Raw genomic sequence first — 25604 nt, 5'->3', positions numbered from 1 at the left:
GGAAAACCTGAAATGGGATTTCTCCTCGATGGCCGATGCCCAGATGGACCTCCGCCGGCGCCGCGCGCTCTACCGGGCGACCCATCGCGGCAGCAAGGAGATGGATTTTCTTCTCGGCCGCTACGCCGCGGAGACGATCCCGGAGATGGGCTCCGGCGATCTGACGGTGATGGAGCAGCTGATCGAGGCCCCGGATCCGCTCCTCGCCGAATGCATCTATGAAGGAACGCGCCTCGGCGAGCCGGGGCTCGACGAACTGATCGGCCGGATGCGGCGTTTCCACGGCTTCAAGGACGCCACGGAGACGGACGGAAACGGCGGCAAGACAAACTGAGGCGAACAGACTTTATCGTGGCGAAAGACCCATCTCTTCTCTCGACCCCGGTCCAGGGGTTGCTTTCCGGCAAGCACGTGGTCGCCGGCGGCGTGCCCGAAGGCGTGGACGCCATGCTGCTCGCCCAGCTTGCGCGCGAGGCGGCCAAGAAGGGGCAGCCCATCCTCCATGTGGCCCGCGATGCTCAGCGCATGACAACCCTGGAGAATGCGATCCAGTTCTTCGCCTCCGACGTCGCCCAGCTCAGCCTGCCGGCCTGGGACAGCGTTCCTTACGACCGCGTCGCGCCCAATAGCGACATCGTCGCCCAGCGTATTCTGACCCTCGGTGCGCTTGCCAACCGGGACGAGAACGACACCCAGCCGCTGATCGTCCTGACCTCCATCAACGCGTTGCTCCAGCGCCTGCCGCCGCGGAGCTTCATCGCCAACTCCGTGCAGCAGCTGAAGCCCGGCCAAACGGTCAACATGGCCTCCCTTGTGGAGGGGCTGGAGATGTCCGGCTATGTCCGCTCCGGCACCGTGACCGACCCCGGCCAATATGCCGTACGCGGCGGCATCCTCGATCTCTTCCCGCCGGGCGGCCAGACGGCGCGTCTCGATTTCTTCGGCGACACGCTGGAGACCATCAAATGCTTCGATCCGGAGACCCAGCGCTCCACCAAACAGCTCAGCGAGCTGACCTTGCGGCCCATGAGCGAGCTGGCTCTCACGGAAGAGACGCGACGTTCGTTCCGCCAGCGCTATATCGAGCTGTTCGGCCCCGTCACCAGCGAGGACCCGCTCTACGAGGCCATCTCCGCCGGCCATCAGCATCAGGGTATGGAGCACTGGCTGCCGCTCTTTCATGAAACGCTGGAGACTGTGTTCGACTACGCGCCGAACGCAGCCGTGAGCCTCGACCCCCTGGTGGAGGACGCGAAGGAAAGGCGTCTGGAGCAGATACAAGACCATTACGAGGCCCGCGAGCAGGCCCTCGAACGCAAAGCCTTCGGCGCGTCGCCCTATAATCCGGTGCCGCCAGAGACCATGTTCCTAACCGAGGCTGACTGGTCCGCGGTCCTGAAAGGCCGGAGCGTCGTCGCCCTTTCGCCCTTCGAACGCCCGGAAGACGCGCAAGGCGAGGTGATCTCCTTCGGCGGCCGTCAGGGCCGGTCCTTCGCCGCCGAGCGCAAGGCCGAAAGCGCCAATGTCTTCGACGCCGTCGTCAAGCACATTCAGGGGCTGAAGACCGGTAAGAAGCGCGTGCTTGTGGCCTGCTGGACCCCGGGCGCAAGGGAGCGCCTCGCCACGCTTCTGGAGGAGCACGGCGCCGGCAAGTCGCGCAGCATCGATCATTACCCGGAGATCCTGACGATCCCGCGAGACATTGCGGTCTTCGCCGTGCTGCCGCTCGAGACCGGCTTCGAGACACCCGACCTCGCCGTCATCGGCGAGCAGGACATTCTAGGCGACCGGCTCGTCCGCCGCACCCGGCCCAAGAAAGGGGCGGACGTCCTCACCGAGGCTTCCAGCCTCACCGTCGGCGATCTCGTCGTGCACGCCGATCACGGCATCGGCCGGTTCGCAGGCCTCACCGCCATTGAGGCCATCGGCGAACCCCATGACTGCCTGGAGCTGACTTATCAGGGTGGCGACAAGCTCTACCTGCCGGTGGAGAATATCGATCTTCTGAGCCGCTTCGGCTCGGAGGAGGCGGGGGTCCAGCTCGACAAGCTGGGCGGCGTGGGCTGGCAATCCCGCAAGGCCAAGCTGAAGAAGCGCGTCCGGGACATCGCCGAGAAGCTCATCAAGATCGCGGCCCTGCGCGAGCTGCGCACCGCGCCGGCCATCTATCCGCCGGAAGGCCTCTACGATGAGTTCGCCGCGCGCTTCCCCTACGAGGAGACCGAAGACCAGGCCAACGCCATCGATGCGGTGATCGAGGATCTGCGCAGCGGCAAGCCCATGGACCGGCTGATCTGCGGCGATGTCGGCTTCGGCAAGACCGAGGTCGCCCTCCGCGCGGCTCTGATTGCGGTCCTCGCCGGAAAGCAGGTCGCCGTCGTCGTGCCGACAACGCTCCTGGCGCGACAGCACTACGCGACCTTCGTGGAGCGCTTCCGGGGGCTGCCGGTGAAGATCGCGCAAGCCTCGCGGCTGGTCTCGCAGAAGGACATCAACGAGACCAAGCGGCTCCTGAAGACCGGCGATCTCGATATCGTCATCGGAACCCATGCGCTGCTCGGCAAGTCGGTCGAGTTCGCCGATCTAGGGCTGCTAATCGTCGACGAGGAGCAGCATTTCGGCGTGGGCCACAAGGAGCGGCTGAAGGCGCTGCGCGAGGACGTCCATGTCCTGACCCTCACCGCCACGCCGATCCCGCGCACCCTGCAGCTGGCCCTTTCGGGCGTCCGCGAAATGTCGCTCATCGCCACACCGCCGGTCGACCGGCTGGCGGTGCGAACTTACGTGACGCCCTTCGATCCAATGATCCTGCGCGAGGCACTGCTGCGGGAGCGCTTCCGTGGCGGTCAGACCTTCTATGTCGTGCCGCGAGTTTCCGATCTCGACGATGCGGCGGCGTTCCTGACTGAGCACGTGCCGGAGCTGAAGGTGGGCCGGGCCCACGGCCAAATGGGCTCCAAGGAGCTCGATCAGGTCATGAACGCCTTCTACGACCGGCAATACGACGTGCTGCTCTCCACCACCATCGTGGAGTCGGGTCTCGATGTGCCCTCGGCAAACACCCTGATCGTCCACCGCGCCGACATGTTCGGTCTGGCCCAGCTCTATCAGCTCCGCGGCCGCGTCGGGCGTTCCAAGATCCGCGCCTATGCCTATTTCACCACGCCGGCCAACAAGCATCTGACGCCCACGGCCGAGCGACGGCTGAAGGTGCTCCAGTCTCTGGATAGCCTCGGCGCCGGCTTCACCCTGGCGAGCCACGATCTCGATATCCGCGGCGCGGGCAATCTCCTCGGCGAGGAGCAGTCCGGCCATATCCGCGAGGTCGGCTACGAGCTCTATCAGCACATGCTGGAGGAGGCGATCGAGGCCCTCAAAGGTGGCGACGGTGCCCTGGTCGAGGATCAGTGGTCGCCGCGCATCAATCTCGGCACCTCGGTCCTCATTCCGGAAGCCTACGTGCCCGATCTTCAGGTCCGGCTCGGCCTTTATCGCCGGCTGTCCTCGGCGGACGACGCCCAGAGCATCGATGCCTTCGCCGCGGAGATGATCGACCGGTTCGGTCCGCTGCCAGACGAGGTGCGGCATCTGCTGGATGTGGTGGAGATCAAGCGCCTCTGCCGCGCCGCGGGCGTGGAGCAGATCGATGCCGGCCCGAAAGGCGCGGTGCTGGCCTTCCGCAATCAGAGTTTCGCCAATCCGGAAGGTCTCATCGCCTTCATCGGCAAGGAGGGCGTCGGTGTGAAGCTCCAGCCTGACCACAAGCTCGTCTATTACGAAGACTGGCCGGAGCCGAAGGACCGTCTGGAAGGCGCGCGCAAAGTTCTGGCGGAGCTGGCGGATATCGCCAGTCAGGGCAAGAAGGCGGCGTAAGTCGCCGGAGAGCCGTCTAGGAGGCTTCCTCCGCCGCCTCGATCCAGCCCGAACCTTCGCCGGTGACATGGGTGGCAAGCCGTTCGCGGATCACCCGCCCGTCGGGCCGGCGCGGAATGCGCGGCACCTCGACCACCTCCGAGGGAAGCTTGTAATGCGCGACCTGGCGGGTCTTCAGATACCAGTGGAGCGAGGACCGGCGCACCGACTGCCCGGGCTTCGCAACGAGGGCGGCGCAGACCTTCTCGCCCAGCAGCGGGTCGGGCACCGAGAAGCAGGCCGCATCCTCGCAGGCCGGAAAGCTCTCATAGAGCCGGTCGAGCTCGCTTGCGGCCACCAGGAACCCACCATGATGGATGAGCTCCGGATCGGCCTTCAGCCGAAGCAGCGGCTCGGGCGCCGGCTCCGGTAGGCAGGGGATGCCCGCACCGACGAAGCCGCGGCTGTCCGGTGTGATGGGTCCATGGCCGTGCCCCTTGGCGACGGCCGGCCCACGCAACAGAAGCTCTGCGACTTCTGCATTGGCGCTCTTGCTCAGCGCCGTCTCCACGAAGACCACGCCGTCCTTCTCCGGTGGCGCCAGCGTGAGCTTGCCCCGCGGCAGGAGGCTAGCATCGGCCCCGTCCATATAGGTGAGCAGCACGCAGGCGAGATCGCCGAGAGGATGCACGTCGAAAAGGACTGGCGAGTAGCCCCCGAAATTGGGAGTGGGCGCCGAGGCCCGGCAGGCGTGCAGCACCCGGCCGATGCGCTTCAGGGACATGGCCTGCTTCACGGTCAGGCTCTTGGAGAAGGCGCTGAGCACAGGCGCGGGCAGGGCAGTGACCGTGGCTTCCGTTTCGCTCACCTGACGGGCGAAGCTGACCGAATCGAAGGCGTGATGCTGGATCAGCACCCCGCCGCAAACGAGCCAAGGCATCAGCCCGAGGGTCAGCCCGGTGGCGCCACTCAACGGGAACGCATTGAGGATCCGGTCGTCGGCGTTCAGCCCCAGCGCGAGCACGGTCATGGCCCCCTGGGCCAGCAGCGTCTCGCAGCTATGGGGAATCGGCAGCAGCGAATGGCCGGGCCGCGCGGTGAAGGTGATGAGGGCCGGAGCGAAGGAGTGATGCTCGTGCACCGCGGCTTCGTCGGACCGCTGTTCGGAAAGCACCTGATCCAGATCGGCAATCCCGTCGGGCACGTTAGGCCCGAACCCGGCCACCAGACGCACGCAGAAATGCATGGCGGCTGTCTCCCGCAGCATCTCCGTCACCGGGCCGTCGTCCTTATTGCCGCCGCCGATGAGCGCCGCCGGATTGAGGGTGGCGCAGGCCTCCGCCACCTCCGTCTTGTGCCAGAGGTAAGGGAAGGCCGCGACGGTGAGCCCGCTCCGCCAGGCGGCGAGATAGAGCAGGGCCGTCTCGGCCACGTTGGGCATTTGGATGCCGATGATATCGCCCGGTTCCAGCCCGTGATCGGCGAAGAACCGGCACAGCGCGTCGATCGCCTTGTCGGCCTCACCGTAAGAAAAGTTGCGGCCCGGGCTCATGCCGAAGGACGAACGGTCCATCCGGTCGGCGATCGCCAGCGCCTGGGGCCGCCGTGCCGCCCGCTGCCGGAACAGGGTGCTTCCGGCAAGAACGGGGCTTTCTCCGCCCGCGCTTTGCGCCTCGCGCTCGGACGTCTCTGCCGGCGCCTGGCTCACCGCGAACCTCCCGCTTCCGGCTCCGCCCACCACGTATCGAGGATATAGCCGAAGATCGGCACCTGCTCGGGCCGGTGGAGCGTCCGCCAATAGGCGACCCATTGCTTCGGCAGATGGAACAGGGGAAGCACGTAGCGGCCAGACAGCAGCACACGGTCGAGCGCGCGGACCGACGAGACGAAATCCTTATCGCTTTTGGCGCGCAGCAGCGCGCCGATCATGGCGTCCACTGCTTTGCTCTCGATGCCCGGATAGTTGAAGGACCCGTCGGTCACGGCAGCCTCGCTCCCCCAGCGAAACAATTGCTCGTTGCCCGGCGACAGAGAGACCGGCCAGTAATACTGGATCATGTCGAAATCGAAGGTCTGCTTCCGCCGCTGGTATTGCGCCGAGTCAACTTGCCGGATTCGCACGGTAATTCCTAACTGTTTCAAGGCCCGTGCATAAGTGAGCAGCAACCGTTCCTGAGGACGGGTCGCAGCCAGGATCTCGATTGCGAACGGCTTGCCCGTTTCTTCGTCGACCAACCGTCCGCCCTTCAGGACGTAGCCCGCCTCCTTGAAAAGCTTCAGCGCCTCCCGGCGTCCGGCCCGGTTCTGGCCCCGCCCGTCGCTCTCGGGCAGTTCATAACTGCCGTCCATGATCTCCGGCAGGACCGCATCCGGGTAGGGGGCGAGTAGCTTCTCTTCGTGCGCATCCGCCGGGCGCCCATGGGATGAGAGATCGGACCGGGCGAAGTAGCTTTGCGTCCGGTCGTATTGGCCGTGATAGAGCGTGCGGTTGATCCAATCGAAATCGAATAGGGCAATCAGTGCCTGGCGGACGCGGGGATCGGCGAATTGAGCCCTGCGCGTATTGAACACCAGCGCCGACATGCCTGCCGGCACCTCGATAGGCAGCGCCTCCTTCACGACGCGGCCCTCTTTCACGGCCGGAAAATTGTAGCTCTCGGTCCACCAGGTGGGATCGTCCTCCTCCCGGAAATCGATGAGCCCGGACTTGAACGCTTCGAACATAGCGCCGGTGTCCCGGTAATACTCAATCCGGATCTCGTCGAAGTTGAACCGCCCCTTGTTCACGTTGAGATCGCGGCCCCAATACTCGGGGTCCCTCTCATAGGTGATGCTTTTGCCGGGATCGACCGCCTTCACCAGATACGGCCCGCTGCCGATGGGTGCATCCAGGCTCGTCTTCTCGAAGGTCTCGGGCTCGATGAGATGGCTCGGCAGCACAGGCATCAGCCCCATGATGAGGGGCATCTCACGGTCCGAGCCGTCCTCGAAGGTGAACTTCACGCCGCGCTCGCCGACCTGCTCCGCCTGCGTGACCTTGGAATAGTAGGTGCGGTGGTTCGGCCGCCCGCGCTCCCGCAGCACACGATAGGAAAACAGCACGTCCTTGGGCGTTACCGGCTGTCCGTCGGAGAATTTCGCCTTCGGGTTCAGCTGAAAGGTGACGGAGCTCCGGTCCGGCGGCGTCTCGATGGTTTCAGCGATCCGGCCGTAGAGCGTGAACGGTTCGTCATAGGCGCGGGTCATCAGCGACTCGTAGACATAGTCGCGAATCCCTTCCGCCGAATGGCCCATCACGATCAGCGGGTTCAGGCTGTCGAAGCTGCCACGCTCGCCCAGCACCAGTCGCCCGCCTTTCGGGGCGTCAGGGTTCACGTAAGGAAAATGGTCGAACCCCTTTTGCCGTAACGGTTCGCCGTGCATGGCGATGCCGTATTGGGGGCCGCTTTCCGTCTCGGCCGAGGCCGCCGAACCGCTTGCCGCAGCCGCAACCCCGGCGCCCATAATTAGGGCTTTAACAAAGAGCTTTGCGTGGCTATAGATGCGACGAAGGCCACGGCAACCGGTTGATCGCGCGTCGTAAGGTGTCCGCCCGAAGATGGTCTGAACGGGCAGCTGTGGCAAAATTGGCACAGAGCGCGGGCGGAGACGCCGCAAAGTCTCTTGAATAACGCCAGTAGTCACGTCTACGCCTCAATTCGGGTATTGACCGTAAGCAAATCCAACGCAGGCGAAAGTTGGCCCCGTGCAGCATTAGGTTGCTGCGGTTTCCAGCCTGCGAGATGAAGGAAAGGTTCGCTATGCTGTGGTCGCAAGATCAAAACAGGCTCCAGATGGGCGCGCGGCGGTTGCCGCTTCTCGTCGCGCTCGCCGGTATGGTTGCATTGGCCGTGCCGCCTGCGGTCGCCCAGGAAGCCCCTCCGGCCCCTAACGCTCAGCCCCAGCAGGGCCAGGCGGCTGGAGTTGCTCCGGCACAGGACGCCTGGGTGAAGCTCTGCGAGAAGAACGCGCAGACTCAGGACAAGCAGATCTGCCTCACCCACCATGAACGACTCGACGGCAATACCGGCATGGTGCTGGTGGCGGCGGCGATCCGCAAGGTAGAAGGCGAGGACAAGGAGACGTTTCTCGTCCGTCTGCCCACCGCCATCGCGCTTGCCATTCCCGCCGGCGTGCAGATCCGCGTCGATGAGGGTGAGCCTATGCGGCTTCCTTACACGCTCTGCTATGCCACGAGCTGCCAGGCCGAGACCGAGCTGAAGCCCGAGCTTCTCGCCGAACTCCGCAAAGGCACGCAGCTTGTGGTCGCTGCGGTCAATCTACAGCGCAAGGCCATCGGTTTCCCGGTTCCGCTGGAGGGCTTCTCCAAGGCCTATGACGGCGAGCCCGTTGACAAGGCGAAGTACCAGGAGGCTCGTCGCCGCCTGATGGAGATGATCCGCAAGCGTCAGACCGAGCTCGCCAATAAGGCGGCCGAGGCTGAAGCCGAGAAAGAGGGCGGTGGCAACGGTGGCGCAAGCTCCGTGGCGCCGAAAACCGCCGTCCCGGTCGAGTAAGACCGAGACCTCAGAAACAACGAAGGGCCGCTGAGCATCTGCTCCAGCGGCCCTTTTTGTATCCGGTGTCGTAAAAAGGGAGCGCCTCGTAGGCGTGCCCCCGAGTCCTAATGCTCCTGCAGGAAGCGGAAGCGAAACACGCCGTCCTGAAGATCCTCGAACAGCTCCGGCACCTGGGAATGGCGCAGGGGCTCGTCGGACTCGTCCGGCTCGAGATTCTGCTCCGAGACATAGGCGATGTATTCCGTCTCGGCGTTCTCCGCGAGCAGGTGATAGAAGGGCTGATCCTTCGACGGACGCACGTCCTCCGGGATCGACTGGTACCATTCCTCGGTGTTGTTGAACGCCGGATCGACGTCGAAGATCACCCCGCGGAACGGGTAGATCCGGTGTCGCACCACTTGTCCGATTTGGTATTTGGCGTTGCCGACGACCGCCATGGCAGGTCCTCTCCGGTCGGAGTTTGAAGTCGATGATGATCGCATCGCGTTTAAACTGTCAATTGCGGGAAGTGCCGCGGAAGCACTTCAGAACCAACGTCTGTTGGACCACATAAACTGTTCGGGATGCTCCCGAATCCATCCTTCAAAGCAGCGCTGAATTGCTGCCGTGATATTGCGGATATCCTCCGCTTGATTACGCGTGCGCGGAACGTGAAGTTCATTCACGTTCACGTCAAACACCGCGCGATTCCCGATTCTGACGCAGCGCCCGATCCAGATGCGCGCGCCCACCCGGCGGGCGATCATGGCCGCGATCGGCATGCTCTTGGCGGGGTAGCCGAAGAACGGTACCTCGACGCCTTGCCTGTCGTAGAGATCGGAGATGAAACCCAGCCGGCCACCCTGGCGCACATAATCCATGATGAGCCGCGCCGTCTTCTGGCCCTCCTGGGTGCCGTCGGCGCGGCCGCGTCCGAACAGCCCGCCCGGATAGAGCGCCTGGCGTTGGGACCGCAGGTAGCGGTCTACATAAGGGTTCTTCACTAGCCGGTAGACACCGGCAGGCCGGACGCCGGCGAGCGTCACCGGCCACATGCCGATCTCCCAGTTGCCCATATGCATGGTGACGATCAGCACCGGGCCCATCTTCTCCCGGTAGCGCTCGATCACATGGCCGTTGGTGACGTGCAGCCGGTCGGGTTGCTGGATGATGCGGTCAATATTCATGGTCTCGGCCATCACCCTGCCGAGATTTTCCCACATGTCCCGCGCGATCGCCTCCCGCTCGTCCTTGGTCTTCTCCGGGAAGGCGATCTCCAGATTCATCATCGCGCGCTTGTGGCGCTTGTTGTAGGGCCCGAGCCAACGCCAGGCCTTGCCCGACAGGGTGCCCGCAAGATCGATGGGGAACAGCCGCACGAACCCGATCAGCCCTCGCAGAACAGCGTATTCGGCGAGGTAGCGGATCTTGCGCGGCAGCGGAATTTGCGACGGTTCGGCCACAAGGACTCCTATCGATCTCAGCTTAGAGAGAGGCCCGCGCGCAGGGTTTCCATGCGGCAAGCATTTGGCGCGCTTCCGTGGCAGGTAGGGCCGTGCGCGTCAAGCCTGCCAAAGGGCGCAAAACGCTGAAACCGGCGTGGAAAGGCCTCAGGCGGAGGCCTGCATCAGGGGCGGCAGCGGTGTCGGCGGGGCGATCCCGGCCCGCATGGCGAAGCGGCGCAGCATGGGCAGCGACTTCAGACCCCGCAGGATCGCGCCGCGGGCGGCCTGGGCCGGCGGGAAGCGGGTAATGAGGGAGCGATTCAAAAGATCGACGCCGATGGTCCTGCTCATGATGTCCATCTGGCGCGAGTCCGCATAAGCCAGAAGCACCGGCTTGGCGCCCGCATCGTGCGCGCCTTCGAAGATGGGCCGCAGCCGCTCGGCGAGCCAACCCGCATCCCGGAAACCGAGATTGAGCCCCTGGGCGCCGATGGGCGGCAGGATATGGGCCGCTTCGCCGACCAGCGCCGTACGCGGTCCCATCAGAGTCTTGGCGCTCATCCCCGCCACGGGAAAAGCGACGATCTCGCCCACATCGCTGATCGGACCGGTGAGGGCGCCCAGATGGGATTCGAGCTCGCCGGCAAAGGCGAGGCGCGAGAGGCTGGTCAGCCGGTCGGCCTCCGTCTCGTCCACCACCCAGATCAGGCTCGAAGCGTACGGATCGGGCAGGGGCACGGTCGTCAGCGGCCCCGACGGTCGATGAAACTCCGTAGAGATCTGCTCGTGGGGCAGGGTGTGCCGGAAGCGGGTCGCGATGGCCTTCTGGGGATAGTGCCACTCCTGGGTCGCGATATGCGCCGCCTTCCGGCAGACGGAATTCCGCCCGTCGGCGCCCACAACGAGCTTCGTCACGATCTGGCGGCCATCGGCGCAGGTCAGCCGGGCACATTCGTCTTCGATGGCGATCTCGGAAACCGGGCTCGACACCACCGGCATCTCCTGCACAGCCCGGTCGTAAAGCGCCTGGACGAGAACCGGATTGGGGATGTTGTAGCCAAAGGCGGGCAAGCCAAGCTCCGAGGCCCGGAAGATCACGTCCGGCGCCGGTAAGATGGGGCTTGCGGAATCCACGATACGGATCCCTTCGAGCGGCGCGGACTCCGGCGCGAGCCCATCCCAGACGCCGAGCTGCTTGAGGAGCGCGATGGAGCTGTCCATCAGCGCGGCGGTGCGGGTATCGCGCGAGACGCTCGGCGCCTCGGGCGCCGGTCCGACGAGGCAGATCCTTGCCTCCGTCCCGCGCGCCACATGGGTGAGCGCCAGGGCCGTCACCAGACCGGACGGACCGGCGCCGACCACGACCGCATCGAACGGCGCGCCGGAAAAGGAATCGAAATCGGCAGAAGAGGCATCGTTCATGGGGGGAGTTTCGCACCCCGTTTCACGGTTTGAAAGCGCCTGTTTTGCCGCGAACCGCCGAATTAGCGGATTAATCGGTTGATACTATTGGGCGAACGGCTTTCCACCATTGATCGGTTTCGAACCCTTGCGGAAAATCGTATGACTCACCCGTAATATACGGGAGGGAATAACGATGAGGCTTGGATTTGCGATTGTTTTGGCGTTCGTGCTTGCGCTCGGCGCCAGTGGACAGGGGGTGCGGCCGGCAGCGGCGCAAGAGACGGACCAAGAGACGATCCCGACCGTGTTCGCCGCCGCAAGCCTCAAGGACGCCCTCGACGGCGTAAACGCGGCCTGGGAGGAAGTGACGGGGCATGCTGCGCGGATCTCCTATGCAGCAAGCTCAGCTCTGGCCAAGCAGATCGCAGAAGGCGCGCCGGCGGATATCTTCTTCTCCGCCGATCGGGACTGGATGGACTTCGTGGAAGCGTCCGGACAGGTGAAAGCGGGAACGCGCGAGGACCTGTTGGCCAACCGCATCGTGCTGATCGCGCCAAAGGACACCGACACCGCGCTGGAGATCGCTTCGGGCTTTCCGCTTAAGGAGGCGCTGGAAGGCGGGCGCCTCGCTATGGCGAACGTGGATGCGGTGCCTGCCGGAAAATACGGCAAGGCGGCGCTCCAATCTCTGGACGTCTGGAGCGCGGTCGAAGGCAGCGTCGCCCAAGCCCAGAACGTGCGCGCCGCTTTGGCTCTCGTGGCCCGCGGAGAGGCGCCGCTGGGGATCGTCTACCGCACAGACGCGTACGCAGAGCCGCGCGTCCGAATCGTGGGAACCTTCCCCGAAGACAGCCATCCGCCGATCATTTACCCCGTAGCGCAACTCTCGGGAGCAACCGCCTCAACCACAACGGAATTTCTCGACTTTCTCCGCGGAAAAACCGCCGCGTCCATCTTCCGCGACCAGGGATTTGGTGTCCTGGCGGCCGATTGAGGCATGCGGAAGAAAAGTATCGCCCAGTCAGTGCGTTAAAAGCGTCCGTTCACACGTGTGTTTCGTTTGTTTGTGTATCCCCGCGGGAGGACTCGCGTTGGGGCGCCATCACGCGCGTGGCTCGTCTGCAACAGTTCCGGGCTGAATCTGGAACCGACGTCTGAGTGTCACGAGCCTGTCATGGCTCGGGAAATAGAAACGACCCATTCGCTGCGTGCGTCTCGCGGCCTAAAAAACAGGCACGCATCGCACGAACTGGCAGGGAAGCTTCTAAGTCCTTGAAGGACAATAGGAAAAGAAGCGCGATTGAAGAGGAGTCAATTATGATTGGGGGACTGGGTAAGATGAACCGCATGCTGCTTGCAGGCGTGTGCGCCGTGGCGCTTCTCGCCACCGGCGTCACCGCAGCCAAAGCCGGCGACGACGAGGATCTTGACCTCAAGGTCAAGTGGAAGGGCGCGCCCGAGTTTTCGAGCAAGGACGGCGCCTTCAAATTCAAGGTCCGTGGCCGGATCATGGTGGATTACACCAATGCCGACCAGGATTTCGCCATCACCGGCGAGCCGGATGTCGATGCCACTGAGCTTCGCCGCGGCCGTCTCGGCGTCGAGGGCGTTGTCTATCACGACGTCAAATATAAGTTCGAATACGACTTTGCCGGCGACGGCGAGGTGACCGATGCCTACCTGCAGTACAAGGGTCTGCCGGTTGACATCACCCTGGGTCAGTTCAAGACCCCGAACTCTCTTGAAGAGCAGACCAGCTCCCGCTTCATCACCTTCATGGAGCGTGCCGCCATCACCGACGCCTTCGATTTGGAGCGTCAGCTTGGTGCCGGCCTCTCCTATAAGAAGGAGCAGTGGACGGCAGCTGCCGGTATCTTCGGCCGGAACATCGCGGATGAGGCTAACGAGGAAGGCACGACCTTCGCCGCTCGTGTCACCGCCGCCCCGATCCTGACCGATCGCCGCGTCGTTCATTTGGGCGCCAGCTATCGTAGCCGCGACAACGGCGACTACGAGGATCTGGGCCTGTATCGCTACCGTCAGCGCGCCGCTGACTTCCACCTGACCGATCGCTTCGTCAATACCGGCCAGATTGGTGAGAGCGACGACCTCTGGGGCCTGGAAAGCGCCGTGGTGCTTGGGTCCTTCTCGCTGCAGGGTGAATACATGCAGCTGACCTCCGAGGTTCCCGCCGACATCGACTTCAGCACGCACAGCCCGACCTATGATGGTTGGTATCTCAGCGCGAGCTACTTCCTCACCGGTGAGATGCGGAACTACGACGAAGGCGAGTTCGATCGCGTCCACGTCAACCATCCGGTCAACGAAGGCGGTTGGGGTGCCTGGCAGATCGCCGGTCGTTACGACACGATCGACCTCTCCGAGGGCGGCTGCGAGGAATGCGGTGAGCAGAACACCTGGCTTATCGGTGTGAACTGGCATCTCAACGACTACACCCGTCTGATGCTGAACGTGAACCAGTCCGAGATCGATGGCGGCATCAATGACGGCGCCGACATCACCGGTGTCGGCCTCCGTGCCCAGGTCGACTGGTAGCCTCGAGGCCGCCAACCGATCGTAGAAAGACAGCAGAACCAAAAGACTGACAGTCCCTGACCCTCCGCCGCCCTGAAACGGGGCGGCGGTTATTTTTCGAAGGATCGGGAGAAGGCGACGGCAAGCTCTCGGAGCTGCTGCAAGGCGAAGCTACAAGACGAAAGAGCCGCCCCATCTAGGGCGGCTTTTTTGTTGTTCTGCGGGAACGTCCGCTAATTCCGGGCCTCTGAGGGCTACGTTGCGGATTTGCAACGAAGATTCCGGAAATTGCAGCGATCCCCGTCCATTAAGGCCTACACAACGCGGTTGAACGAGGCTTTTGCCGCAAGCCGTGCTATCATTAGGCAAGAACGGGGAAGGACCATGAGAAAGGGCTCTCACACAATTGCGGCATCTATGGCGCTCCTGATCGCGGGCGCCACCCCGGCTTTCGCCTTCAACGAGGTCGAGACCGCGCCTGCGCCGAAGCAGCCGACCGATCTTCGCCAGGAAGCCTCAAAGGCGCCCGGCCTGAGCGTTGCGCCTGCGCCGCACGCCTCTGAGCTCGGCACGCCCATGGCCGCAGACGCCACCCATTCCACAGACGTTCAGATCTTCAGCTTCGGCGTTCTGCCGAGCTTGGATTTCGGCCTCGACGTGATGTACGGCCATTCCGACGATCCGGCCCTGGATCCTGCCGGCAAGCCCGATGACGAGGTGAACGATATCGGCGTCGTCGGTACGGTGAAGCGCCGATTCTAGGGACTCGGCAACGAAGCCGCGCCCCATCCGTTACCTTTCCCATGAAACCGCGGGTCACGAAGCCTCCTATATTGCGGGCCGCCGCCGTCCATGTTCTGACCGCCACGGGCGCGTGCCTGGCCTTGCTCGCCATACTCGCCGCCGCTGACGGCAACTGGCAGCTCATGTTCGCATGGCTCGGCCTGGCGCTCTTCGTGGACGGGATCGACGGTCCGCTCGCGCGCCGCTACGGCACCAAGGAACATCTGGCCCGCTGGAGTGGTGACGACCTCGACAACATCGTCGACTATCTCACCTACGCCTTCGTGCCGGCTTTTGCGCTGGCCATGTCGGACCTGCTGCCCGGCGGCACCGCGCTCATTGCAGGCTTCGCCATCCTGCTCAGCAGCCTGTTCCATTTCTCCGATAGCAAGAGCAAGACGAAGAGCAATGAGTTCGTCGGTTTCCCGGCCGTCTGGAACGTGGTCGCCCTGTTCCTCTTCGCCTTCGGCCTGCCGCCTTGGGCCAATCTCACCATCGTGCTGATCCTGGCGGTGCTCACCTTCGTGCCGACCCCTTACGTCCATCCCGTCCGTAGCGAGCGGCTGCGCCTGATCAGCATCGCGGTCACGCTGCTCTGGCTTGTGGCCGCAGCCGCAAGCCTGCTGCATGACTTTCCGTCGCCGCTCTGGATCAAGATCCTGCTTCTCGGCACGGGTCTCTACTTCGCGATCGCCGGGTTTTTCACCGCCCGGGCGGCGAACGACTAGGGCAAAAACGCCTGTGGCCGAGAAGTCATGGCGCGGAGGCGAGTGTCGCAGCTTCAACCTTGGCCGTAGACCTCGCGGTGCCGGTGCATTATTAGCGGTGCGGCAATCACTCTAAGGACTGACCTCCCGCACCGCGAATGTTCGACTGGCTGACCGACCCGCATATCTGGGCGAGCTTCATTGCGCTCAGCGCCATGGAGATCGTTCTCGGCATCGACAATGTCGTCTTCATCTCGCTCATGGTTTCGCGGATGGAGGAGAGCAGGCGGCTCATGGCGCGCCGCGTCGGCTTGCTGCTCGCTCTGGTCTTCCGGGTCATCATGCTGGCGGGCATCGCCTGGCTGATCCACTTCACCAAGCCGGCCTTCAGCCTTCTCGGTTACACCTTCTCCTGGCGCGACCTTATTCTCATCGCCGGCGGCCTGTTCCTGCTGGTGAAGGCGACCCGGGAGATCCATCACGACATCGAGGATGCGGCAGAGACGCCGGAGGCGAAGCCGGTCACGGACTCCCTGACCTCCGCGATTGTCCAGATCGGCGTGATCGACATCGTCTTCTCGGTGGATTCCATCATCACGGCCGTCGGCATGGCCGACCATGTCGAGGTCATGATCGCTGCCGTCATGGTGGCCATCGCGGTGATGTATTTCGCATCCGAGCCCGTGGCCGAGTTCATCGAGCGTCACCCGACCACAAAGATGCTCGCGCTTTCGTTCCTGATGCTGATCGGCGTGGCGCTGATCGCCGACGGCTTCCAATTCCACATTCCGCGCGGCTACATCTATTCGTCCATGGCCTTCGCCGCCATGGTGGAGGTCATCAACGTGATCGCCACGAACCGGCGTCGGGCGCGCGATAAGTCGGAGTCCTGACAAGACGGCTTAAGGGTTTTACCTCCCGGTAACCGTGCCCCAACTTGGCCACGCAACTACCACCCCTGAGCCCCAAATCGACCAATTTTCCTGGGTCCTATAGCGCTTAGCAAAAAGCGCCACAAATTTTCGAGACTCAGGACGCAACGAATGAAACTCAAGTCACTCCTTCTGGCCGGATGCGTTGCGCTGGCCCCGGCTGCAGCCGTCGCGGGCGGCGCCAGCCTCTCCGGCGACGAGCTCCGCTCCGCCGTCAGCGGCAAGACCGTTTATCTTCGCATCTCCGGCTTCGAGCTTCCGATCCAGTATTCCGCCAATGGTTCCATGCGCGGCCGCATGGGCTCCGTCGCAGCCAGCTTCGCTGGCGGCGAGAGCCCGACCGATGCCGGCACCTGGTGGGTCAAGGGCGATCAGCTCTGCCAGAAATGGAATAGCTGGATGGAGGGTCAGTCCTACTGCTACCGCCTCTCCAAATCCGGTTCGACGGTAAACTGGGTCCGTAATGACGGACGCTCCGGGACGGCTCGCATCAGCGGCTGAGTGCTTCTTTCGAAGCCATCAGACGTTGAGCTTCTTGTTAAGAGAGCCGTCCCATAACAGGGCGGCTCTTTTTGTTTGGGTGGAGGGGTCCACCCGCTGCGCAAAATATGAATGGGTTGCTGCCATGTTTTCACTCGCCTCGCTTCCAGATTTGTCGCTCTTCGTTCTCGATGCCACGACCATGACCATGGTGGCCGGCGGCGGTCTCGCCGTGCTGCTCATGGCCCATGCGACGGGCCGTAGCTGGACCCGTGCCTTCGTGCGGGACAAGGCCGGGCCGGGCAGCGTCGGACAGAGCAATTTCTCCTCCGATCCGGAGATGCCGAACCTGAAGCCCAGGCGAGAGCTGCCGACCCTTCAGGAGGCCAATTCCATCGGCGACCTGGAGCGTCTGTTCCGCCAGATGGCCAAGCCCTACAATCAGAACGAGACATACCGCCGCTTTATCCAGCGTGCCGGCGTCGAGCTGCGGCCCCAGGAGCTCTGGCTGCTGAATCGGTTGAGCGTGATCGTCGGCGCCCGTTCGGAGCATCTGCCCGAAGCGCTGCGTCATCCGGCCGAGCGGATCGCGACGCCCTTGGCCGCGCTGCAACGCCAGGGCCTGGTCTCCGACGGTGACGACAGCTTGCGGGTGACGGAAGAGGGCCGGGCGGTTCTCGTAAAGATCGAACGGGCCCGCACGGAGTCTCTGGCAGAGCTGTTCAGTGAGTGGGCGCCGGGCGGCCATTACGAGATCAACAAGATCCTGGACCGTTTCACCAAGACCCTGAGCAAGACGATGCCGCCGGAGGAAGAGATCTCCGAAAGCGCGTAATCGACGAGGGGAAGGGGAAGCCGCTTAGCGCTTGCCCTTCGCTTTCGCCTTCATGGATTCGAGATCGAGCGTCCGGCGCGGCTTCCGCTTCGCCGGACGTTTTGTTGTGCCCGTATCGGGCGGGGCGACGACCTTCGCCCGTCCCGCCGTGAGCGCCCGCAGGTGATCGCGCCGCGCTGCGGGCCGCGCCTGGCGCAGCTCCTTGTTGTGAGGATCCATCTTGTTGAGCAGCGTGCGGATCTCCGCATCGCTCATCCCGTCGATGATGGATTCGAAGGGAGAGGGGCCGATCGCCTTCTTCACCGCGCGCACCGAGTCCACGTCGGGCTTCGCCTTGATCTGTTTCACCACCAGCGACCGTGCCTGCTTATCGGCATCCGGCTTGATGTCGGAGAAGACCTTTGCGTTCCCCGAGATCTTTCCGAGCACATTCAGCCCGTTCAAGCTAACCGCCATGGACAGCCTCCTTGGTTTCCTTTGCCAGGCCCTCGAGCACGGGCAGCACCTCCGGACCCCACTTGTTGGTGAAGGTCGGCTCGGTCCCCGTCCGCCCCAGCGCCTCGGTGATGCGGGTCCGCTCCGGAATCTGGGTCTTGAACATCTTGAACGACGGTTCTGACTTGTACCGCTCGTTATACATCTCGTTAGTGTAGCGGTGATGCTCGCGGGTCTCCCGCTTCCGGGTGATCAGCACGTGGGGCATCACGCCTTCCTTGGCGATTGCCTTGCCGAAGCGCGACCCCTTCCAGACGCTGTTGCAGAAGGCTTGCAGCCCCGCGGTCGAAAGAAAGTCCGGGATCGTCGGTACGATCACCAGATCGGCGACCCGCAGGCTCGCCTCGGTGATGGCCGAGATGCCGGGCGCGCAATCGATGATGATGTAGTCGAAGCGTCGGCTGAGCTTGTCGAGCTGATTCTCCAGAACCCGTGCGAGCCGTGAGATGACGGCGTTCAGCCCAAGCCCCTTGCCCGTCAGCGCCACCATGATCTCACGCTCCAGGAGCCGCAGTTCGGGGCTGGAGGCGAGCAGCGAGACGTTGAGCTGCTCGGAGCCCTGGCTCACATCGGAGACGTTACGCCGGATGCAGTCGGCGAGCTGCAGCTTCTTGTCCCCGAGATAGTAATCGTCGAGGAAGCCGTCAATCGTTTGCTTGTTTTCGATCAGCTCCGTGAGGAGCGTGTCGCCGGCCAAAACCAGGGAGGCATTGGCCTGGGCGTCCACGTCCACCACGAGCACGCGGGCGTTCTCCGTGGCGGCCAGGGCTTCGGCCAGCATGGCCACGGTGGAGGTCTTGCCAACACCGCCCTTCATATTCGCCACGGCTATGATTTTTGCTGCCATTGGAAAGCCGCCTCGTTTCCGCGCGACAAAATGTACCTGGGTGCGAGTCTTACCGGGAATCCGCCGTTTCTTCCAGCCGCGCCCATCCGGATCGGGATATTCCCGGACGCAAATGTTGACTCATTTTGTCAGGAAAACTAACACCCCCGCAAACGACCTCGCAGCAGGCGAGGCTAACTCTCTGACAAATCGGGGGATTTGCGGAGGGGGCAAAGAGTGACAGGGCGCACCTGTCCGTTCGGGGGCATAAGTGAAGATTATCGACAGGCATCCTTTAGCTTGGTTCGTCGGCATTCTGCTGGCGTCATTTCTCCTCTTCGATACATTTGGTTTTGCGCAAGAGGCTGCCGAAGCGCCCGATCGTACGGCTGTCTCCGAAGAAGCTGTCTCTGATGGCGCGGAGGCCTCCGAGGACGAAGGAAATCTCTCTGCCGAGCCCGTCGAGTCGGAAGAAGCGTTCGGGACGGGCGGCACCGAGCTTCCGGAGATCACCGTTCAGGCGCCTTACGAGGCGCCGCCCGCTCCGACGAGGCCGCAACCGACAGCCGTGCCTCAGATCTCTGAGCCGGCCGTTGCGGAGAGTGAGGCTGATCTCCAGACATCGGCGTCGGACGGCGCCGAATCCGCCTGGGGTCCCGTGGATGGCATGGTGGCGACTCGAAGCGCCACCGGCATAAAGACCGACACGCCGATCGTTGAGATCCCGCAGTCGATCTCCGTCATCACCGCCGAGCAGATCGAGGAGCAGGGGTCGCAGACCATTGCTCAGGCTCTGCGGTATACGCCGGGCGTCGAGGCGGAGCTTTGGGGCGGGGGGTTCGTGTATGACGAGGCCCGCATCCGGGGCTTCGAGCCGCTCAACTATCTCGACGGGCTCGCTGTGCCGTTAAATCAGCGCTGGGCGACACCGCGCATTGAGCCTTACGGCATGGAGCGCATAGAGGTGTTAAAGGGACCGTCATCGGTCCTCTATGGCCAGAACTCACCGGGCGGCATCATCAACATGGTGAGCAAGCGCCCGACGGCCGAGCCGTTTGGCGAGGTCGTCCTGCAGACCGGGAGCTATGAGCGCCTGCAAGGCGCATTCGATATCGGCGGACCGGTCGATAAGCAGGGCAAGTTCCGCTATCGGATGACCGCGCTTGGCCGGGACGCCGATACCGTCGTCGACTTCAGCGAGGATAACGAGGTCTATCTCGCACCGTCCTTCGAATGGCGGCCGTCCGACGACACGAGCATCACGTTGCTCACCTCCTACGGCAAGGACGAAGCGAGCTTTCCGTATCAATTCGTCCCGGGGCAAGGCACCTTGCTCCCCAACCCCAACGGCGGCCGCCTCCCACGCAGCCGCTATTTCGGCGATCCCGAATACGATGGGTTCGAGCGGGAGCAATGGTGGGTGGGCTATGTCGCCGAGCACCGGGTGAACGAGTCCATCCAGCTACGGCAGAACCTTCGCTACACCGAAGTCGACATGAACCTCAAAGCCTTACGCGCTGAGGGACTCCAGCCCGATCTTCGTACCCTCAATCGCACAGCCTTCCAGCTTGAATCCGACGCCCAGAACTTCGCCATCGACAATCAGGCGCAGTTCGACTTCAACACCTCCGTCCTGGAGCACACCGTGTTGTTGGGGGTGGACTACAGCAACACCTCGGGTAGCCAGTATGTCGGCGCGCAGCCCAGCGCGATGACCATCGACATTTACGCGCCGAAGTATGGCGGCGTGCCCGACTTCACCTTCTTCTCGCTCTACGACAACGACCTCAACCTGGAGCAGGCAGGCGCCTACGCGCAGGACCAGATCACCCTCAACAATTGGCGTCTCACTCTGGGCATGCGCCATGACTGGGCCAAGACGCGTTTCGATAGTCGTGTCACGAACAGCGTGACCAAGCTCGACGACGAGGCGTTCTCCTGGCGGGCGGGCTTGAGCTACCTGTTCGACAATGGGCTGGCCCCCTACGCCAGCTACTCCACCTCGTTCCAGCCCCAGGTCGGCGTCGATGTGTACGGCGACCCCTTCGATCCCACCACCGGCGAGCAGTACGAGGCGGGCATCAAATATCAGCCGCCGGGCATGGATGCGCTTTTCACCTTCGCGGCGTTCGACATCACCCAGGAGAACGTCATCACCAACGAGCCGGCGACGTTCATCGCCTACCAATCCGGCGAGGCGCGGGTGAAAGGCATCGAGCTGGAGGCCAGAATGAGCCTCACCGACAATATCGATGTCATTGCCGGCTATGCGCATCTGAATTCGGAATACACCGAGAGCGTCAATCCGCTCCAGATCGGTCGACCCCTTAACTATGCCGCCGACAATCAGGCCTCAGCCTGGCTCGACTACACCTTCCATAAGGGACTCTTTGCGGGGCTCAAGATCGGCGGCGGCGTGCGCTACACGGGCAGCTATTACGTCGACGCCATCACAATCAACCCGCAAGAGTTGCCCAGCCGTACGCTGTACGACGCGGCCGCGACCTACGACCTGGTGGAGCTCAGCCGTCATTTCGATGGAATGCAGCTGCAGCTGAACGTCACCAATATCGCCGACGAGTATTTCCTCACCTATTGCTACACGGAGGCTTATTGCACCTTCGGGGAGGGCCGCACTGTGCTGACCAGCCTTCGCTACCGCTGGTAGCGGAGCGGTCTGCAGGGCGTGATCGGCGTTGCAGACCTTGAGTCGGGAAGCACGGATCGGGCTTGGGACAACCGGCGCTCAAAATGTTGACTCCCTTTCTCAACAATCTTAACACTCGTTAACGCATCCGCTTTTTGCATCGCGGGGCGGCCTTCGAAATCGGGGGATTTTGAAGGACTTACGTGGGGACCGGTCCACCGGTCCTGGGACTATCGGGGGACTTTCTGTGACAGGCAGCAGCTTTGGACTGCGCGGCCCGCTCGTGCTGATCATGGCCGGAACGCTTCTATTCGCAGGCGCCGCATTTGCGCAGGACGCCGCGGAGTCTCAGGACGAAAACATCGTCGAGCAGGAAGACACTGCCAGCGACGTTGAGAATCCTGATGCCCAGGACGAGCAGCCCGAAGAGCCGGCAGTTCAGGACTCGACTGTGCAGGAACAGGAGTCCGGCACCGAAGGCAGAGAGCTGCCGGAGATCACCGTTCAGGCCCCGTATGAGACGCCGGCCGCGGCCCCGAGCCCGACACCGACAGCCGCACCTCAGCCCGCGACTCCGGCGCGTGCCCAGCCCGAAGCCGAGATCGAGACCTCGACCCCGGCAGGCGTCGAATCCGCCTGGGGACCGGTGGACGGCATCGTGGCAACCCGCAGCGCCACAGGCATGAAGACCGACGCGCCCATCATCGAGATCCCGCAATCGGTCTCCGTGATCAGCGCCGATCGGATCGAACAGCTCGGCGCGAACACCCTGAACGAAGCGGTGAACTATACCGCCGGCGTGCAATCCAACCTCTTCGGCGTCGATTCCCGCTATGACTGGCTCGCCATCCGCGGCTTCGATGCCTTCTATCCCGGCTTCTATTTCGACGGGCTGTTCGCCCGGAACAACAACACCTGGTCGGCCTGGAAGGCCGAGCCCTACGGTGCCGAGCGTATCGAGGTGCTGAAAGGGCCGTCCTCGGTCCTATACGGCCAGATGAACCCGGGCGGCACGATCAACTATGTGACCAAACGGCCGATCGACGAGGAGTTCGGCGAGGCCGAGATCCAGGCCGGTAACAATCAGTGGCTGCAAGGCAATTTCGACATGGGCGGTCGGGTCTCCGAGGACGGTAAGGTCCTCTACCGCTTGACCGGTCTGGCGCGCAGCCACGGCAGCCAGGTCGACTTCGTCGATGGTGACGACTTTTATATCGCGCCCGCCGTGACATACCGGCCGAGCGATGCGACCGAGATCACGGTGCTTGCCCACTACCTGAAGAACGACACGGGGCTGACAACCCAGTTCCTGCCGGCGCAAGGAACGCTTCTGCCCAATCCGAATGGCAAGGTTCGGCGCAGCTTCTTCGGCGGCGAGCCCAATTACGACAATTACGACCGGGAGCAGTGGGCGGTCAGCTACTTCCTGGAGCACGACGTCAACGAGACCTGGACTCTGCGCCAGAACGCCCGTTACGGCTCCCTCGATACTGGCCTGAACCAGGTCTACGGCACGGGGCTGAACCTGACCGATCCCACCATGCGGACCATGAACCGGGCCGCGTTCTACTCCTATGAGAACGTGAACCAGTTCGTGATCGACAATCAGGCGCAGGCCGACTTCGCCACAGGCCGGATCGACCACACCCTGCTCATGGGCGTGGACTACCAGAACAACAAATTCGACCAGCGCTCCGGCTTCGCCGCGACCACGCCCATCGACATGTACCGGCCGGATTACGGCAGCTTCAACGGCGTCGATCCCGCACCCTTCAACGTCTCCGAGACCACCATCGAGCAGACCGGCCTCTACATTCAGGACCAGGCCAAATTCAACCGGCTGATCTTGGTGGGTGGTCTGCGCTACGACTGGGCCAAGATCGATATCGAGGACGATCTCTTCGGCGCCGATTCCACCCAGCATGACGGCGAACTGAGCTGGCGCGTCGGCGCGATCTACGAGATGGATGGCGGCTGGGCGCCGTATTTTAGCTACTCGACCTCGTTCCTGCCGGTGTCGGGCCTCGACCCGCTGACCGGACAGTTCTTCGAGCCGGAGACCGGTCAGCAATACGAAGGCGGTCTGAAATACCAGCCCAACGACGATCTGCTGATGACGTTCTCTGCCTTCGACATCCGCCGTCAGAACTACATCACCACCGATAACAACTTCATCCAGAGCCAGGTGGGCGAGATCCTGTCCCGTGGCCTGGAGTTCGAGACAACAGCTGAGGTGGTCGAAGGGCTGGATGTGATCGCGGCCTATACATGGCTGCCCGAATTCACCATCGAAGAGAGTTCGAACCCGGCCGAGATCGGCAAGCGCCGGCCGCTCATCCCTGAGCACGCGGCCTCGCTCTGGGCCCATTATCAAATTCAGAAGGGCCAATTCGAAGGCTTCGGCTTCGGCGGCGGCGTCCGCTATATCGGCGAGACCTATGGCGACATCGCCAACAGTGCGCTGATGACCGTGCCGTCCTACACGCTGTTCGACGCCATGGTGGACTACGAAACTGAGAAATGGCGCTTCGCCCTGAACGTCCAGAACATCGAGGATGAGGACACGCTGTCCTGCGACGACACCTGCTACTACGGCCCCGGCCGGACGGTCATCGGCAGCATCAAGCGGCGTTGGTGAGGAGGCCAGCCGCATAACCATCTGAAACAACGAACGGAACTCATACTCCGCCGCATCTGCGGCCAACCATTTGAACGATTGATTGCCAGAGCTAGTGAGAAGCCTCCGGCCGGAATTGGATCCGGAACGGAGACCAGCTGTGCAGGGGCGAACCGCAAGGTTCGCGGTTACTGGGGGACTTGTCTGTGAGACTTCACTTTGTTGGGCGTGCCAGCCGGCTCGCCGCGTCTGTCGCGATTGTCTGCCTCGTCTCAACAGGGACGTTGGCGCAGGAAGAGAACGCTTCGGAAGAGACGGCCGCGCCGGCCGAAACCACGGCCGGAGATGCGCCGTCGACCGAGTCCTCCGCAACGGAGGCCTCATCGCCGGAGGTGCAGGAAGAGGAAGCCACGCCGGCGTCAGAGACGGGCGAGGGCCCCTCGACAGAGTTGCCTGAGATCACCGTCCAGGCGCCTTATGAGGCCCCGCCTGCGCCGCCCCAGCCCACGCAAACTGCATCGGCTCCGGCCCGGACGCCGGCCCCGGCTCCCGTCGAAACGGATATTGAGGATGGTGTCACAGTCGATGCGGAATCGGCCTGGGGTCCCGTCGACGGCTATGTCGCCGAGCGGACCGGCACCGGCATCAAGACCGACACGCCGCTAAACGAGATTCCGCAATCCATCACGGTCGTGACCGAGCAGCAGATCCAGGATCAGGGCGCAACGAGCGTTCAACAGGCGCTGAACTATGTGCCGGGCGTCGTTGCCGGTCCTTACGGCTTCGATATCCGTGGCGACTGGGCCCGCACCCGCGGTCAGGATCCTGTCCAGTATCTGGACGGCATGCGCCGCATCTACGGCTACTACAACAACACCCGGGTCGACCCCTATACGCTGGAGAGGATCGAGGTGCTGAAGGGACCGGCGTCGGTGCTCTACGGCGCGGGCTCGACGGCCGGCATCATCAACCTGATCTCCAAGCGGCCTCAGGAAGAGAGCCACACCGAGATCGGCGTGCTGTACGGCACCCACGACTTCGGCCAGGTCCAGGGCGATTCGACCGGCAAGATCACCCAAGACGGCAAGTGGCTCTATCGCCTGGTGGGTGTCGCGCGGAATTCCAATACCCAGGTCGATTACGTCGAATACGACCGCTACGTGTTCAACCCGTCCATCACCTGGCGCCCCGACGACAAGACCGAGCTGACAGTGATCGCCAACTTCCAGAAGGACGATACAGGCTCGAGCGCGAACTTCCTCCCTTGGGAGGGAACGGTCTATCCTGGACCCAACGGCTATCTGCCCTGGAGCACCTTTGTCAGCGACCCGGACTGGGATCAGTACAAGACTGAAAGTGCCAGCATCGAGGTCCTGTTCGACAAGGAGCTGAGCGATGTGTGGACGTTCCGCCAGGGCCTGCGCTACGTGGACGCCGAGGTGGATTACCGGTCCATGTATCCGAACGTCTACACGGATCCGCAGAATCCGTTCATAGACCCGGAGCGG

At 63.2% G+C, this 25604-nt stretch carries 20 protein-coding genes; 13 read left to right on the top strand and 7 right to left on the bottom strand.

What is annotated here, in order from left to right:
* Positions 1-28 precede the first annotated feature (28 nt).
* Both ACFQ2F_RS09875 and mfd read left to right on the top strand, forming a co-directional pair.
* A complete protein-coding gene (locus ACFQ2F_RS09875) occupies positions 29-334 on the top strand; it encodes an FAD assembly factor SdhE (protein ID WP_379089300.1) in 306 nt (101 codons plus the stop codon).
* A 113-nt stretch (positions 335-447) separates the two neighbouring features.
* Positions 448-3873: a transcription-repair coupling factor gene (gene mfd / locus ACFQ2F_RS09870; RefSeq protein ID WP_379090669.1), complete on the top strand. Its 3426-nt coding sequence runs from the start codon at positions 448-450 to the stop codon at positions 3871-3873.
* Positions 3874-3889: 16 nt separating this feature from the next.
* Here the strand turns inward: mfd and ACFQ2F_RS09865 are convergent, their stop codons facing one another.
* Together ACFQ2F_RS09865 and ACFQ2F_RS09860 are read right to left on the bottom strand one after the other, a co-directional pair.
* Positions 3890-5560 (bottom strand): AMP-binding protein, encoded by a 1671-nt coding sequence (locus ACFQ2F_RS09865; RefSeq protein WP_379089298.1) that lies wholly within the window; start codon positions 5558-5560, stop codon positions 3890-3892.
* Entirely contained in the window at positions 5557-7356 is a 1800-nt protein-coding gene (locus tag ACFQ2F_RS09860; protein WP_379089295.1) for an extracellular solute-binding protein, read from the bottom strand. The genes ACFQ2F_RS09865 and ACFQ2F_RS09860 overlap by 4 nt, the downstream gene beginning before the upstream one ends.
* A gap of 296 nt (positions 7357-7652) precedes the next feature.
* Between ACFQ2F_RS09860 and ACFQ2F_RS09855 the strand changes: the two genes are divergently transcribed.
* Positions 7653-8408: an invasion associated locus B family protein gene (locus tag ACFQ2F_RS09855; protein WP_379089292.1), complete on the top strand. Its 756-nt coding sequence runs from the start codon at positions 7653-7655 to the stop codon at positions 8406-8408.
* A gap of 107 nt (positions 8409-8515) precedes the next feature.
* Here ACFQ2F_RS09855 and hspQ read toward each other — a convergent pair whose 3' ends face one another.
* The 3 genes from hspQ to ACFQ2F_RS09840 all read right to left on the bottom strand — a co-directional run bounded on the left by hspQ (position 8516) and on the right by ACFQ2F_RS09840 (position 11257).
* On the bottom strand, positions 8516-8848 hold the full coding sequence (gene hspQ / locus ACFQ2F_RS09850; protein WP_379089289.1) for a heat shock protein HspQ: 333 nt from the start codon (positions 8846-8848) through the stop codon (positions 8516-8518).
* Positions 8849-8935: 87 nt separating this feature from the next.
* Positions 8936-9853 (bottom strand): lysophospholipid acyltransferase family protein, encoded by a 918-nt coding sequence (locus ACFQ2F_RS09845; RefSeq protein ID WP_379089286.1) that lies wholly within the window; start codon positions 9851-9853, stop codon positions 8936-8938.
* Between the two features lie 147 nt (positions 9854-10000).
* Positions 10001-11257: an FAD-dependent monooxygenase gene (locus tag ACFQ2F_RS09840; protein WP_379089283.1), complete on the bottom strand. Its 1257-nt coding sequence runs from the start codon at positions 11255-11257 to the stop codon at positions 10001-10003.
* 175 nt (positions 11258-11432) lie between these two features.
* Here ACFQ2F_RS09840 and modA point away from each other — a divergent pair, with 175 nt between their 5' ends.
* The 7 genes from modA to ACFQ2F_RS09805 all read left to right on the top strand — a co-directional run bounded on the left by modA (position 11433) and on the right by ACFQ2F_RS09805 (position 17511).
* Positions 11433-12233, top strand: a complete 801-nt coding sequence (gene modA, locus ACFQ2F_RS09835) for a molybdate ABC transporter substrate-binding protein (RefSeq protein ID WP_379089280.1) — start codon at positions 11433-11435, stop codon at positions 12231-12233.
* A 323-nt stretch (positions 12234-12556) separates the two neighbouring features.
* Complete coding sequence (locus ACFQ2F_RS09830; RefSeq protein ID WP_379089278.1) at positions 12557-13795, top strand: OprO/OprP family phosphate-selective porin; 1239 nt, start codon at positions 12557-12559, stop codon at positions 13793-13795.
* Between the two features lie 396 nt (positions 13796-14191).
* Positions 14192-14536: a hypothetical protein gene (locus ACFQ2F_RS09825; protein WP_379089275.1), complete on the top strand. Its 345-nt coding sequence runs from the start codon at positions 14192-14194 to the stop codon at positions 14534-14536.
* 71 nt (positions 14537-14607) lie between these two features.
* A complete protein-coding gene (locus ACFQ2F_RS09820; protein WP_379089272.1) occupies positions 14608-15285 on the top strand; it encodes a CDP-alcohol phosphatidyltransferase family protein in 678 nt (225 codons plus the stop codon).
* Between the two features lie 137 nt (positions 15286-15422).
* Complete coding sequence (locus ACFQ2F_RS09815; protein WP_379089269.1) at positions 15423-16157, top strand: TerC family protein; 735 nt, start codon at positions 15423-15425, stop codon at positions 16155-16157.
* A 150-nt stretch (positions 16158-16307) separates the two neighbouring features.
* Positions 16308-16697, top strand: coding sequence for a hypothetical protein (locus ACFQ2F_RS09810; protein WP_379089267.1), 390 nt, complete (start codon positions 16308-16310; stop codon positions 16695-16697).
* Between the two features lie 124 nt (positions 16698-16821).
* The gene (locus ACFQ2F_RS09805; protein ID WP_379089264.1) at positions 16822-17511 is read left to right on the top strand and encodes a hypothetical protein; all 690 of its coding nucleotides are present in this window, start codon (positions 16822-16824) and stop codon (positions 17509-17511) included.
* Between the two features lie 24 nt (positions 17512-17535).
* Here ACFQ2F_RS09805 and ACFQ2F_RS09800 read toward each other — a convergent pair whose 3' ends face one another.
* Both ACFQ2F_RS09800 and ACFQ2F_RS09795 read right to left on the bottom strand, forming a co-directional pair.
* Complete coding sequence (locus tag ACFQ2F_RS09800) at positions 17536-17967, bottom strand: hypothetical protein (RefSeq protein ID WP_379089261.1); 432 nt, start codon at positions 17965-17967, stop codon at positions 17536-17538.
* Positions 17957-18853, bottom strand: a complete 897-nt coding sequence (locus tag ACFQ2F_RS09795) for a ParA family protein (RefSeq protein ID WP_379089258.1) — start codon at positions 18851-18853, stop codon at positions 17957-17959. Before ACFQ2F_RS09795 ends, ACFQ2F_RS09800 begins: the two co-directional genes overlap by 11 nt.
* Positions 18854-19103: 250 nt before the next feature.
* On the opposite strand from ACFQ2F_RS09795, the gene ACFQ2F_RS09790 reads away from it, so the two are divergent.
* The 3 genes from ACFQ2F_RS09790 to ACFQ2F_RS09780 all read left to right on the top strand — a co-directional run.
* Entirely contained in the window at positions 19104-21500 is a 2397-nt protein-coding gene (locus tag ACFQ2F_RS09790; protein WP_379089255.1) for a TonB-dependent siderophore receptor, read from the top strand.
* A 226-nt stretch (positions 21501-21726) separates the two neighbouring features.
* The gene (locus ACFQ2F_RS09785; protein WP_379089252.1) at positions 21727-24117 is read left to right on the top strand and encodes a TonB-dependent siderophore receptor; all 2391 of its coding nucleotides are present in this window, start codon (positions 21727-21729) and stop codon (positions 24115-24117) included.
* Between the two features lie 185 nt (positions 24118-24302).
* The coding region (locus ACFQ2F_RS09780; RefSeq protein ID WP_379089249.1) for a TonB-dependent siderophore receptor at positions 24303-25604 on the top strand (1302 nt) is incomplete at its 3' end.

Origin of the sequence: Methyloligella solikamskensis, from assembly GCF_042676065.1 — a bacterium.
GTDB classification, from domain to species: Bacteria; Pseudomonadota; Alphaproteobacteria; order Rhizobiales; family Methyloligellaceae; genus Methyloligella; species Methyloligella solikamskensis.
Note: the sequence above shows the minus strand (reverse complement) of the source record. Positions and strands in the feature narration are given on the sequence as shown.